Origin of the sequence: Blautia sp. AF19-10LB (assembly GCF_003461245.1) — a bacterium.
In the GTDB taxonomy this organism is placed as follows: domain Bacteria; phylum Bacillota; class Clostridia; order Lachnospirales; family Lachnospiraceae; genus Blautia_A; species Blautia_A intestinihominis.
Map to the genome: position 1 here is coordinate 1 of NZ_QTWS01000055.1, position 13,634 is coordinate 13,634.

General features: G+C 45.0%; 12 protein-coding genes, 2 pseudogenes and 1 riboswitch. Of the genes and pseudogenes, 13 read left to right on the plus strand and 1 reads right to left on the minus strand.

Annotated elements, in window-relative coordinates:
- Positions 1–188 precede the first annotated feature (188 nt).
- From DWX28_RS17950 to DWX28_RS17980, 7 genes are all read left to right on the plus strand, one after another.
- Positions 189–674, plus strand: a complete 486-nt coding sequence (locus tag DWX28_RS17950) for an ATP-binding response regulator (protein ID WP_118254422.1) — start codon at positions 189–191, stop codon at positions 672–674.
- A gap of 66 nt (positions 675–740) precedes the next feature.
- Positions 741–1,115: a RidA family protein gene (locus DWX28_RS17955; RefSeq protein ID WP_022213698.1), complete on the plus strand. Its 375-nt coding sequence runs from the start codon at positions 741–743 to the stop codon at positions 1,113–1,115.
- Between the two features lie 67 nt (positions 1,116–1,182).
- Positions 1,183–1,860 (plus strand): helix-turn-helix transcriptional regulator, encoded by a 678-nt coding sequence (locus DWX28_RS17960; RefSeq protein WP_022213697.1) that lies wholly within the window; start codon positions 1,183–1,185, stop codon positions 1,858–1,860.
- Between the two features lie 13 nt (positions 1,861–1,873).
- Positions 1,874–2,533, plus strand: a complete 660-nt coding sequence (locus DWX28_RS17965; protein WP_022213696.1) for a ribonuclease H1 domain-containing protein — start codon at positions 1,874–1,876, stop codon at positions 2,531–2,533.
- A 77-nt stretch (positions 2,534–2,610) separates the two neighbouring features.
- Positions 2,611–3,162, plus strand: a complete 552-nt coding sequence (locus DWX28_RS17970) for an ECF-type riboflavin transporter substrate-binding protein (RefSeq protein ID WP_022213695.1) — start codon at positions 2,611–2,613, stop codon at positions 3,160–3,162.
- A gap of 111 nt (positions 3,163–3,273) precedes the next feature.
- Positions 3,274–4,998, plus strand: a complete 1,725-nt coding sequence (locus DWX28_RS17975) for an ABC transporter ATP-binding protein (RefSeq protein WP_118254425.1) — start codon at positions 3,274–3,276, stop codon at positions 4,996–4,998.
- On the plus strand, positions 4,988–5,818 hold the full coding sequence (locus tag DWX28_RS17980; RefSeq protein ID WP_118254428.1) for an energy-coupling factor transporter transmembrane component T family protein: 831 nt from the start codon (positions 4,988–4,990) through the stop codon (positions 5,816–5,818). Before DWX28_RS17975 ends, DWX28_RS17980 begins: the two co-directional genes overlap by 11 nt.
- 591 nt (positions 5,819–6,409) lie before the next feature.
- Here DWX28_RS17980 and DWX28_RS17985 read toward each other — a convergent pair.
- A complete protein-coding gene (locus DWX28_RS17985) occupies positions 6,410–7,075 on the minus strand; it encodes an energy-coupled thiamine transporter ThiT (protein WP_118254431.1) in 666 nt (221 codons plus the stop codon).
- 42 nt (positions 7,076–7,117) lie between these two features.
- A riboswitch (TPP riboswitch) is annotated at positions 7,118–7,226 on the minus strand.
- Positions 7,227–7,435: 209 nt separating this feature from the next.
- Between DWX28_RS17985 and DWX28_RS17990 the strand changes: the two genes are divergently transcribed.
- From DWX28_RS17990 to DWX28_RS18010, 6 genes and pseudogenes are all read left to right on the plus strand, one after another.
- Positions 7,436–7,636 (plus strand): hypothetical protein, encoded by a 201-nt coding sequence (locus DWX28_RS17990; protein ID WP_022213691.1) that lies wholly within the window; start codon positions 7,436–7,438, stop codon positions 7,634–7,636.
- Positions 7,603–7,848: pseudogene (locus tag DWX28_RS20840) on the plus strand (extracellular solute-binding protein); the annotation flags it as partial. The gene DWX28_RS17990 and the pseudogene DWX28_RS20840, both read left to right, overlap by 34 nt.
- A 456-nt stretch (positions 7,849–8,304) precedes the next feature.
- A pseudogene (locus DWX28_RS20845) lies at positions 8,305–8,805 on the plus strand (carbohydrate ABC transporter permease); the annotation flags it as partial.
- A 32-nt stretch (positions 8,806–8,837) separates the two neighbouring features.
- Positions 8,838–10,568, plus strand: coding sequence for a glycoside hydrolase family 30 beta sandwich domain-containing protein (locus DWX28_RS18000; protein WP_118254433.1), 1,731 nt, complete (start codon positions 8,838–8,840; stop codon positions 10,566–10,568).
- Between the two features lie 496 nt (positions 10,569–11,064).
- The gene (locus DWX28_RS18005) at positions 11,065–12,456 is read left to right on the plus strand and encodes an alanine/glycine:cation symporter family protein (RefSeq protein WP_118254435.1); all 1,392 of its coding nucleotides are present in this window, start codon (positions 11,065–11,067) and stop codon (positions 12,454–12,456) included.
- A 117-nt stretch (positions 12,457–12,573) separates the two neighbouring features.
- The gene (locus DWX28_RS18010) at positions 12,574–13,350 is read left to right on the plus strand and encodes a fibronectin type III domain-containing protein (RefSeq protein ID WP_147342119.1); all 777 of its coding nucleotides are present in this window, start codon (positions 12,574–12,576) and stop codon (positions 13,348–13,350) included.
- The last annotated feature ends 284 nt before the right edge of the window (positions 13,351–13,634 follow it).

Below are 13,634 nucleotides of genomic sequence, written 5' to 3' on the forward strand. Positions count from 1 at the left end.
AAAGGCGGTATCCCGCCAGATTTCAGATGCTCTGGTAACTTGTTGCCGAGTAGTTCACTGGATAAAAGCGTTGAAGACTTCTATAATAAATATAGTATGTTTTGGACTTAAGAAATCTTATTCAGCTTCCAGACCTACATGCAGCACTGTAGCGACTGGAAGCTTTTTTTAATACAGGAAGGAAAAGAATGGAAATTTTTACATCTCTTGCAGCAACTCACCTGGAGGATCCTGAGCGGCTCAAAGGTTATCTCAGCAAGATCATGGTCTCCAGCAATCATCTCCTTTCCCTGATCAATGATGTGCTTGATATGAGCCGCATTGAGAGTGGCAAAGTCAAAATAGAAGAAAATGAATGCAGTATTCCTGTAGTGATGCATGATCTCCGAAATATCCTTCAGTCAGACATCAAGGCGAAGCGATTGGATTTCTTTATTGATACAGTCGATGTAGTACTGATGGATGTCCAGATGCCGGAAATGGACGGCTACGAAGCAACAAGACGGATCCGAAAACTGGAAAATCAGGAGATCGCATCGAAGCCGATCATAGCCATGACAGCCAATGCCTTTGAAGAGGACGTACAGGAGGCACTTAAGGCAGGAATGAATGACCATATGGCCAAACCGATACGGATTGAAACACTCTATGCACTGATGAGAAAATATTTGTAAAATATTACATTGACTAAACAAAAATTCAGTGATATGATAAAGAAAAAAGTACGGGAGGAATTCATCATGAAAACACTTGAAACTAAAAACGCACCAGCAGCAATCGGACCATATTCACAGGCAAAAATGGTAGGAAACTTCGTGTTCGCATCAGGTCAGATCCCGGTAGACCCGGCTACAGGCGAAGTTGCAGGCGACAAGATCGAGACTCAGGCAGAGCAGTCCTGCAAGAACGTTGGAGCAATCCTCGAAGAAGCTGGTCTTACATTTGACAACGTTGTAAAGACAACATGCTTCCTTGCTGACATGGCAGATTTCGCTGCATTCAATGCAGTTTATGAGAAATACTTCACAAGCAAACCGGCTCGTTCCTGTGTTGCTGTAAAACAGCTTCCGAAGAACGTTCTGTGCGAAGTAGAAGCAATCGCAGTAGCAGAATAAATCATAAGAAATACAGCACAAGAAGGGGATGTTTCGACACCCCCTTTTTGCGTTGCAGGAGAATAAAATGAAAGACCATCATGTGAAATTAACGGAAACAGACCGTGAGATCCTGAAATCCTACAGCACGATGCTGGAAGGGCTGTCCATGTATCTTGGGGAAGGGTACGAACTGGTGCTTCACAGTCTGGAGGATTACTCAAGCTCTGCGGTCAAAGTAATTCATGGGCTTCACACAGGAAGAACAGAAGGCGCGCCTCTCACAGACCTTGCACTTGATCTTCTGGAAGAGATGCAGAAGGAAGATGCAGATAGCCGCGGGATTACGTATTTTACTCACAATAAGAAGGGGGAACCGCTGAAATCCGTGACGATTCCTGTCCGCGGAGAAAAAGACCGCATCATCGGACTGCTCTGCATCAATTTTTATCTGAACACACCATTCTCAGAATATATCAGCAACTTCGTGGCATGCGGCTTGAAACCACAGGAGCAGTACGAAAACCGCAAAGAGAATTTTTCCTCCAGCAGCGTGGAACTTCTGGAAGACATGGTAGAGGAGATCCGACGCGAGGTCATTGAGGACAAAGACATCCCGACCTCCAACCGAAACAAGGAGATCATCCAGAGACTTTATCAGAAAGGCGTCTACAACATGAAAGATGCGGTAGTCAGGACCGCGGAAATCCTTGGAATCAGCAAGAATACGGTGTATCTGCATTTGAGGAATCTGGAGCAGGAATAGAACAGGAGGCAGCATGGCAAAGAAGAAATTTTATGCAGTAAGACAGGGAAGAAAGACCGGGATGTTCCTTACCTGGGACGAGTGTAAGAAGCAGGTGATGGGGTATCCGGGCGCGATATATAAGAGTTTTGGGACGGAAGCGGAAGCGAAGGAGTATCTGGGGATTAGGCAGGAGGCAGGTATATCTGGTGCTTCTGGTTCTGGTGTGGGAAGTGTGGTGGCTGCAAATGGGATGCAGGCAGACAGTAATGCAGCAGACGCAGTAGAAATCTACGTTGACGGAAGTTACCACGCAGGCACGAAAGAATTTTCTTACGGAATGGTCGTTCTGATCGATGGAAGAGAAGAAAAGTTTTCACAGAAAATGTCCGACCCGGAGCTGGCACAGATGCGAAACGTGGCTGGTGAGATCAAAGGAAGCGAGGCGGCGATGCAGTACGCTCTGGATCACAAAATTCCCTCTATTATCATCTACCACGATTATCAGGGGATTGCGAGCTGGTGCAACGGCGACTGGAAGGCAAATAAAGCCGGGACGATCGCGTATCGCGATTTCTACCAGAAAGCGAAAAAGAGTGTTCATATTGAATTCCGCAAGGTTAAGGGACATTCTAATGATAAATATAATGATATGGTGGATGAACTTGCAAAAGAAGCACTTGGAATCCATTGACAAAATCCGTCAAAAAGCCTTATACTATCACTGACTCTGGCATGACCAGAGCAGAACTTTTTGAGGAGGATATTATTATGAAAAACAACAGCAGTATCAAAACCGTAGTTGCTGTCGGAATCGGCGCAGCATTGTTCTTTGTACTCGGACGTTTTGTTGCAATACCGAGCCCGGTACCAAATACAAACATCAGCCTTCAGTATGCAGTACTTGCACTTCTGGCTGCTATGTACGGACCGGTTGCAGGCGGACTGATCGGTTTCATCGGTCACGCTCTGATCGATCTTTCCTGGGGTGGAAGCCCGTGGTGGAGCTGGGTTATCACATCTGCATTTGTCGGTGTGGTCATCGGATTATTTGCCAAGAAACTCAACGTTCAGGACGGCGAGTTCGGTAAAGGCAAAGTTGTAGTATTTGTAGTTTCCAACGTGATCGCACACGTGATCGGCTGGGTAGTTGTAGCTCCTGTTCTTGACATCCTGATCTATGCAGAACCGGCAAACAAAGTTTTTGCACAGGGTGTGTTCGCAGCAGTTTCCAACAGCATTACCGGCGTGATCGTAGGTGGACTTCTTGTTCTGGCATATACCAAGACCATTGCAAAAAAAGGTTCTCTGGATATGGAATAAGATGGTTGCTTAAAAGTAATAAAGCCTTCTCATATGGCTGTTCTGGCTTGTGAAAAGGCTTTTTCTATTGCATTTGTTATTTATTGTGAGTATTAAATTTGAGGTGTTTAAATGACTGAAAAAAAATCCCCTGTTATTTCATTCAAAGATTTTTCATTCCAGTACCGGGCGCAGAAAAAGCCCACACTGACCGGAATCAATCTAGATATTTATCCGGGCGAAAAGGTGCTGATTGCTGGCCCATCGGGAAGTGGTAAGAGTACACTCGCTGGTTGCGTGAATGGTCTGAATCCTTTTTCCAATCCAGGCGAGTGCAAAGGTACGCTGACAGTAGATGGCGTAGATGCACCGCACAGCAGTATTTTTGAACTGTCTGCACATGTAGGAACTGTTCTGCAGGACCCGGATGGTCAGTTTATTGGTCTGACTGTCGGCGAGGACATTGCGTTTGCACTGGAAAACAGTTGTACACCTCAGGATGAAATGCATGAAATTACGAGACATGCCGCAGAATTGGTAGGAATCGAGAGTCATCTGGATTATGCACCGCATGAACTGTCTGGCGGACAGAAACAGAGAGTCAGTCTTGCAGGAGTCATGGTGGATCAGGTAAAAATCCTTCTGTTTGATGAGCCTCTGGCAAATCTCGATCCGGCCGCCGGTAAACAGGCAATCGAGCTGATCGATGAGATCCAGAAAAAAACAGACACGACGGTTCTGATCATTGAGCATCGTCTGGAAGATGTCCTCTGGAGAAATGTTGACCGTATCGTACTGGTGAACGAGGGAAAAATCCTCGCGGACATGACGCCGGATGAACTTCTTTCTACAAGTCTGCTTGCAGATAACGGAATCCGTGAGCCGCTTTATGTGACTGCCATGCGTTACGCAGGAATTGATATTACAAAAGAGAAGAAACCTGCACACGTAGATTCTGTTGTGCTGGACGATATAGACCGTAAGAAACTTCAGGATTGGTTCGAGGCACAGCCGATTCAGGAAGATGCAGGAGAACGCGAAAAACTCCTGGAAGTCCGCAACTTAAGCTTCGGTTATACGAAAGACCATCAGACACTGCGAAATGTAAGCCTGTCGATCGATAAAGGTGAGATGGTCAGCATTGTGGGACGAAACGGTGCAGGAAAATCAACATTTTCCAAGCTGGTCTGCGGATTTGAAGACCCGGATTCCGGAGAGATTTCCTTCCACGGAAAAGATCTGTTGAAAGAAAATATCCGTCATCGTGCGAAATACATTGGATATGTCATGCAGAATCCAAACCAGATGATCTCCAAGACAATGATCTATGACGAGGTAGCACTGAGCCTTCAGAAATCTGGAATGGCAGAGGCGGAAGTTCACCAGAAAGTAGAAGATACGCTCAAAATCTGCGGGCTTTATCCATTCCGAAACTGGCCGGTATCGGCATTGAGTTTCGGTCAGAAAAAGCGTGTGACGATCGCAAGTGTACTTGTGCAGGATCCGGAACTGATCATCCTGGATGAGCCGACTGCAGGACAGGATTTCAAGCATTATACAGAGATCATGGAGTTTTTGCGTAAGCTCAATGAGCGTGGAGTGACGGTTGTTATGATCACGCATGATATGCATCTGATGCTGGAATATACACCAAGGGCGCTTGTGTTTTCAGATGGACAGATGATCGCAGATCGCAGAGCTTCTGAAGTACTCTGTGATCCGGAACTGATCGAGCGTGCCGCGCTGAAAGAGACAAGTCTCTTTACACTGGCAAACCACTGCGAGATCACACCGCCGGAGGTATTTGTAGAAAGATTTATCGGAGAAGACAGGGAGGTGAGAAGCCATGGCCGCTAAGACTGTATTAAACTATCTGGACCGCGACAGCGTAGTACACAAGATGACAGGAACTACCAAGCTGGCATTTTTCCTGCTGTTTACGTTCGCAAGCATGATCACTTATAATATCTGGGTGCTGCTGGGGCTTTTTGCAGTCAGTCTTGCAGCGTTTAAGCTCAGCAAGATCAAATACCGCGAAGTGCGGTTTATGATGATCTTTATGCTTGTTTTTTTGCTTTTGAATAATGTGTTTATTTTCCTGTTCGACCCGAATCAGGGAACGAATCTGTATGGAACGAGACATGTGCTTTGTCATTTGTTCTGGAGATATGATGTGACCGCGGAGCAGATGTTTTATATGCTGAATATCTCTCTGAAATATTTCGTGGCATTGCCGGTAGCGATTCTGTTTATTTCTGCGACAAACCCGAGTGAGTTTGCGGCGAGCCTGAACAGCATCGGAATTTCCTATAAAGTAGGATGTTCTGTGGCGATCGCGCTTCGTTATATCCCGGATATCCAGAGAGATTATCACAGTATCAGCCAGGCACAGCAGGCAAGAGGAGTGGAGCTTGGAAAGAATGAGCATTTCTTCTCCAGGTTGAAGAACTCTGTCAATATTTTGTTGCCACTGATACTGACAAGTCTGAATCGCATTGATACAATTTCCAATGCGATGGAGTTGCGTGGTTTTGGAAAAAATAGGAAACGGACCTGGTATACCAGGAGGCCGTTTGCAAGACGTGATTTTATTGCCCTGGGGCTGGGCGTGGTGCTGTTGATTGTAAGTTTTACTGTAACTATTAAGTTTGGACGGTTTTATAATCCTTTCATATAGTAAGAGTACTAACTTTGCTGGGAATGGAAACTTAAGGTAGTTGGATGGGTGTTGGATTTACTGGGAAAACGGAAATTAAGGGTATTGGGATGACTGGTAGAAGAGTAAGTATATATTGGACCAAGAGAAATTTAGGTGGAAAATGGCCTGTAGAAGAGTAAGGTGTCTGGGAGTCCATAGAGCGACCGAAAATAGATGGTTTGAATTGCAATCATTTCTACTCAGGTCAATACAAGCTTTAAAATTAGATGCTCCAGCCCCTGGAATCTTGATTTACGACCAATAAACCAATAGTATGCTAAAATGGCAGGACATCTTCTCCATATAAAAGAGAAGAATCCTGCCATTCTTACATATTGCGATATCATTCATACGAAAGTCTCCTGACCTGAAACACCAAGAGAATTTTTCAAAGGGTACTACATAAGAAAAAATTCCCGTCAAACACCCAGCCCAGGGGTGGCGAGGGGACGGGCGACGTCCCTTCGCGATTTTCTTACATTCCAAATGTAAAACAAATCCCCCAGGGTACACACCCTGAAAAAACCAAATGTCAATGAAATTAACAGGTCAAAGGGCAGTCCCCTTTAATTACTGAATTGCAGCCTTCTTAACCTGCACCAGTGCCTTCGCCACCGCCGGAATAGAAATCACAATTACAGTAATAATAGCTTCTGCAACCAGATAGCTATAATTATACACAATAGGATAAACCGCAGTCAGAGATTTCGGGAAATTCTCCGGCATATAACTCATCCAATACAGATATCCCCCAAGTGCATGAAACGCACCCCTTGCGATAACCGCCGCAATATACCCCTTAAGCAGCCCATGGCTCTGCTTTGCAAAAAATCCCGCAACGCCAAGTGCAGCAAACGCAAGAATATAATCACAGCAAACCTGGAAGAAGGAAAGTACATATGGCTCCTGGATAAACCGCAGGATTCCATAAGCAAGACCGACAGTAATACCGGTTCCAATACCATACCAGTTAGCAACCAGTACAATGAACAGCATACTGCAAAGAGTAACACTTCCACCCCACGGCAGAGTAAAAATCTTCAGATAAGAAGTAACAAAAGCAAGCGCCATTGCCACAGCACAGAACACAAGCTGCCTTGTAGTAAGCTTCTGTTTCTCTGAATGCTTGCCTGCAAAATAGATCGCAGCCAGAAACAGAACGATTCCGGCGATGATCGCGATGGCATATCCGGCTGTAGTCAGCCCGCCGTCACTTGTAACCATAAAGTTAAACATAAAATAAGACCTCCCTCGTCTTCGATTGAAAACAAAGGAGATCATAAATCTCATCTAACGCATCCCTACGCTGGCATTATCCAAATCAGGTTATGGGTCGAAGTTGAAAACTTCCTCTCAGCCTGTCATACAAGCTCCCCTGTTATCAATCCGTATGTAAATTAAAAATCATCTGAATCTCCAGATATGCTCATTATAAACAAATGAAAGGGCAACGTCAAGTTTCAAAAATTTTCCACTTTTTTAAAAAGTTACTATCTGTAAACTCACCCTTTTCAATGGTAGAATTCTATCATCAGATAAAACAAACGGCCGTAACAAAAAACAACTATTTTGCATGTATCAGGGAGGAAAAATAATATGAAACGTAAAGTGGTAGCAGCGGGAATGGCAGCGATGATGACATTTTCAGTGATGGCAGGAACAGGCGCAACGATCGTAAAAGCAGATGACGAAGTGACCTTAAAGGTCTTCTCAAACCTTCCGGACCGTAAAAACGGACAGGGACTTGTAGAGCAGATGATTATATGGAAGAAAATCCAAATGTCACCATCGAAGTAGAAGCACTCGATGAGGAAGCCTACAAGACAAAATTCAAAGCCTATTCCATGGAAGGCATGCCGGATGTTGTAAGCATCTGGGGACAGCCGGCTTTCCTTGACGAAGTTCTTGACGCAGGAGTTCTTGCGGAACTGAATCAGGATGATTACAAAGACTACGGATTCATTTCCGGTTCCCTTGACGGATTTATAAAAGACGGAAAACTTTATGGACTTCCAAGAAACACAGACGTAGCAGGATTCTACTACAATCAGAAAATGTTCGAAGACAACGGCTGGGAAGCATCCATGGCACTGAATGAAGATATCCCGGAGGAAATCCGTACAAATATCCGCGTATTTACCATGCTGGTGATTGACGGCGGCAAGGGAACAGCAACTGACATTGCTGCATGGAACGGCGGCGGATATGCAGTTTCTGCTGATTCCGAAGTCAAAGAAGAAGCTGTAAAATTCCTCAATTACATGTACCAGCCAGACAAACTTTCCAAATATGGATGGGAAAACGGTGTAGGAATGTCTGCACAGGATCAGAGCGCATACATGACCGGAGATGAAACAGAACTCCAGATGCAGTTTGTAGACGCAGTCAACAATGCAACAAGCGTATCCGGTACCCCGATCAACGACTGTGGACCGTCTGCATTCAAGACAAGCATTGAAAGCGAGATCCAGAGCGTATCAAACAGAAGCATCAGCCTCGTACTTCCGGGACTTTTGTTATTCTTTTTTGCAATCCTCGCACCGATCTGTCTGAGTGTGTACTACGGATTTACGGAATATTCCGGAATGGGAACAGCGACCTTCATCGGAATGGAAAACTACAAAAAACTGATGACCGACAATGTAATCTGGTCCGTACTGATAGTACTGATCTGGCACGGCTTTGGATGGGGCATGCTGATCTATTACACAGGGTTCAAAAACATCGACCCGGTTCTCTATGAAGCAGCAACGATCGACGGAGCAGACCAGAAAACGACTTTCCTCAAGATCACACTTCCACTGATGAAACCGGTCATTCAGGTAAACGTGACCATGGCAGTCATCTCCGCATTAAAACAGATGGAGACAGTCTATCTTCTCACAAACGGCGGACCTGGAAACAGCACACAGTTTGCGGCAAACTATCTGTATCAGCAGGCATTCAGATCTTTCCGCTGGTATGGCTGGTTGATTTTTCACTCGCAAGCAGCACGGAAATGTTTACAAGCGGACTTCTCATCATCCCGCAGAAGATCCAGTGGGGAAATTATGTCAAAGCATTTGTAGACGGACACTTCCTATTATATTTCAAGACCATTGCGATCTATCCGGAAAACGGCATCCGCCCGTATCTTCGCTGTATGGACGGAAGCACCTATATCAATGACCTGGATGTGGTGCGGAGTACGGATATTTATGGGGAAACCCTGGCAAGCAAAAATGGCATGGTGTGGAAAAGTGTTCCGAAAGGCAACGGCGATACGTATCTTACCAATCGTTCTGATAAGATCGTGCTCTATCGTGAGATTTTTGATCTGACGCAGAAAAAAACGCTGGGCTATATCGCAATCGGTGTCAGCCAGGAATATTTCCAGAATCTGTGCCAGAATATCACCAAAAATGAAAAAGAGAGCGTCCTCATCCTGGACAAAAACGGCGGAGAGCTTGTCAAGACGGGAACTCTTCCGGAGAAACTGGAAGATTATCTGACGGGCGAAGATTTTATCCAGCAGAATTATAAAGAACGTGAGAAACATTTTACTTACGGAGATCATGAAGTGATCTGCACACAGACGGACAAAAACTCCAGTATTGTCTGCAAAGTCGTCCCGGCATATGGTCTGCAGATGCAGGTGCAGGATATCGCCTATATGCCGTTGATCTTGCTGATCGGTATGCTGATCGGACTGATGCCGCTTTTGATGATCATTTCAAATCTGGTGACCAAGCCGCTGCGCAGGCTGTGCGAAGCGATCAATGAATTTTCTACCGGTGATTTTGAGCAGCAGGTAGAGGTCATGACACACGATGAAGTAGGAGAAGTGGCGGAATGTTTTAACAAGACCACCGGAGAGCGAAATCACGGCGGCAAGCTGAAACCGGAATACCGCAAACGCTGGGCAGAATATATCTGCCGATATATCGAAGAATACAGGAACAGAGGCTATCACGTCGCCAAACTGACGATGCAGAACGAGCCAAAAGCAGTTCAGACCTGGGATTCCTGCATTTATACAGCAGAAGAGCAGAAAGAATTTCTCCGGGATTATCTCTGGCCGTCACTTAAAGCACACGGCCTGGATGACATCGGGATTTATCTGTGGGATCACAACAAAGAGCGTGTTTTTGAATGGGCAGAGACGATCATTGATACAGAGACGACCAGTATGATCCGTGGAATGGCATTTTACTGGTACAGTGGAGATCATTTCGAAGCACTGCGCATGATCCGTGAGAAGTACCCGGACAAGCAGCTCCTTCTCTCAGAAGCCTGCATTGAATACAGCAAGTTTTCTGCAGACGATTATCTGAACAATGCACAGAAATATGCCTACGACATGATGGGAAATCTCAACGAAGGGATGAACACCTTCCTCGACTGGAACCTGATCCTGAACGAAGAGGGCGGTCCGAACCATGTAGGAAACTTCTGTGATGCGCCATACCTCTTTGACCGTGACAGTAAAGAACTTAAAGAAAGCAATATCCTCGGCTATCTCTGGCATTTCACCCATTTCCTTGAGCCGGGAGCAGTCCGAATCGGCGTGAGCAGATACACCGACAAACTTGAAGTAACAGCCTTCGAAAAAGATGACAAGATCACTTTCGTCATCTTGAACCGGACCGATGAAGAACTCACAGCACATATCCGCCTCGGAGAATACTGTACAGAGATTACTGTTCAGCCGAAGTCCATCGGGTCCGGCGTGATGACGGAGTGGAAATAAATTAATAGTTGACATTTCGATAACTATGGCATATGCTAATAATAGCTAAGAAGTGAGGATAAACTTCCATAAGGCAAAACGAAAACCCCCAGAGTTGCCGCTCTGGGGGTTTTCTTGCTCGTTAACGGTGAGCTGTTCCGTTTAGGCTGTTGCTGCCTATCGTCTTCCGCTCAGCCATTTGCATATGTAGTAGCTAACTACGTTTGCTAACACGGAGACAAGAAATGAGGATAAAAATTCTTCCATAAGATTCACCTCCTTCCTGCTGGAGGGTCGGCAGCATTTATAGTATAACACAAATAAGAACAAAATGGGCGTAAAATATAAAATGTTTAGTACTGAAATATCAAAATGTAATCTTTAACGTTTTCAAGTTTTTTGACTTTAAACCCCAAAAGCACTTGTGTTTACAGGTTACTATGAGCTATACTGAAATGGTATCTGTCCGGAGCCTTATGTTTCGGGCGTATGTGAAAATTGGGAGAGGGTTTAAATTATGATTGTTACTTTAATTGAGAAAATTTACAGCTTTCTGTGGGGAAATCTGGTGCAGATTCCGCTGCCGGGAGGCAGTTCACTTGGAATTTCACTGTTGATCATCCTGCTGATTCCTACAGGAATCTATTTTACGATCAGGACACGTTTCCTGCCGATCCGTCTGTTTCCGGATATGGTAAGTGCGCTGGTTGAGAAGAAGAAGGACAAAAACAGCCTGTCATCGTTCCAGACACTGGTCGTATCGACAGCGACCAGAGTTGGTATGGGAAATCTGGTCGGCGTGGTTGCGGCGATATCAGCCGGAGGAGCCGGGGCAGTGTTCTGGATGTGGATCACAGCACTGATCGGTTCGTCTACTGCCTTTATCGAGGCGACACTGGCACAGCTCTACAAAGAAAAAGACCCGCTGTATGGCGGTTACCGGGGCGGTCCGGCATACTATATCCATGCATACATAGAAGAAAAACAGCGCAAAAAGAGAAAGAAAGTCGTGCTCTCTGTATTATTTGCAATCTCCGGTCTGATCTGCTGGTGTGGTATCAGCCAGGTTATCAGCAATTCTGTTGTTTCTTCCTTTAAGAATGCATTTTCTATTCCGCCGATCTATACGACGGTTGTACTGGTTGTAGTTGCTGCAGTGATCGTGCTTCGTAAGAATGCGACAGTCAAAGTGCTTGATATGGTCGTGCCGGTAATGGCAGTGTGCTATTTTGCAATCACAATTTTAATTATTATGATGAACATTGGAAGCCTTCCGGGAGTTTTTGCAAGGATCTTTCAGGAAGCATTTGGACTTCGTCAGGCGGCAGCCGGCGGTTTCGGCGCAGTACTGATGAATGGAATCAAGAGAGGTCTGTTTTCCAACGAGGCAGGTTCCGGCTCTGCACCGTGTGCGGCAGCAGCGGCAGAATGTGATCAGCCGGTTAAGGCAGGACTTGTACAGGCACTTGGTGTTTTTGTAGATACGATCGTGATCTGCAGCTGTACTGCAATGATCATGCTCCTCGCACCGGAAGAAAAAGTCGCAGGACTTTCCGGAATGGATCTTCTGCAGACGGCAATGGAACATCATCTCGGAAGATTCGGCGTGATCTTCATTGCAGCGACACTGTTCCTGTTTAGTTTTTCCACCTTCCTTGGAATCCTGTTTTATGCGAGAAGCAATGTGGCCTATCTTTTTGGAGATAACTGGGCATCCCAGACTGCATACAAAGTTCTTGCACTTATTATGCTGTTCATCGGCGGTCTTGCGGCCTATACTTTTGTATGGGACCTTGGCGATGTGGGAATCGGCCTTATGACAGTCTTCAACATCATCATCCTGTACCCGCAGGGCGAAAAAGCATTGCGAGAGCTCAAAAAATACGAAGAAAGCAAAAAAGCAAAATAAATCAAAAGTCTTCCGGAACAAAAATTCTGGAAGACTTTTTTTATAAAAAACAAATTTGCAAAACTCTGGAGTATACTGAAAGTATAAACAACAGAACATACTTCTGAAGGAGGAAACATGATGGAAAATTTAAAGACAATGTGGAAAAAGACAGCGTGTGCAATTATGATTGTGGCAGTATTGGTCACTGGAATCCTGACACCGGCACAGACGACACAGGCGGCAGTTTACAGTTGGATGAGGACTGCAAAAACAATGTATCTTAACAGGACGATCAACGGAACGGCAAGAAATAATGTAAAACCGACGCTGATGGATCCATATGACTGTTATGACGATTATTTTTATGTGAAAATTCCGGCAAGAATGGAACTATATCTTTCCATTTCTGTAGAGGGAACTTCTCCGTTTGATTTTATCAGAGTTTATAATAACAGTGGAAATGAAATCGGTTCTGTGTACAGTGGATGGTCTTATAACAGAAGCTCAAATAGATGTTATATCAAGATAAAAATGAATTTAAACGGCGGTTCTTATTATATCCGTCAGGCAGATATTTATAGATCCAACAGCGAAAAACACCGCTATTCCGTACGGCTTACCGGTCAGTTTGCAAATGCAGTTTCCTTCAGCGGACTCAGAAAGGCTTACTCCGGAGCCGCGAAATTAACATGGAGACGATTCAGTGGTGTAGATGGCTATGAAATCTTCCGGAGCACTTCTGCCCGTGGCACTTACAGACGAATTGCAACCGTCGGAAGAGGAACTACTTCCTGCACAAACCGCGGACTCAGAAGAAACGCCAGATACTACTACAGAATCCGTGGCTACAAAAACATAAACGGAACAAGAGTATACACAAAAACTTCTGCAACAAGATCTGTCAGAGTATAGCAAAATAATAAAATATCTGTATATCCCAGGCATCCGGCTTTTCGAAACCGGGTGCCTGATTTTGAGTTCACCTGCTTAATGCGACATCCCATTGGTTTTTGCACAGAAAAATAGTATAATTTTTTCAGCAAAACTTAAAGGGGAAGAAGGAGCATATATGGCGTCGACATTCGAAAAAATGATACAGGATTTCAGCAAAAAAGACACAACGAAACTTCTTGAATAACTGCGCGCCGCATTCTCGTTACTTCTAGTGATGAGTTAGGCGCGCAAATTTTTTACAA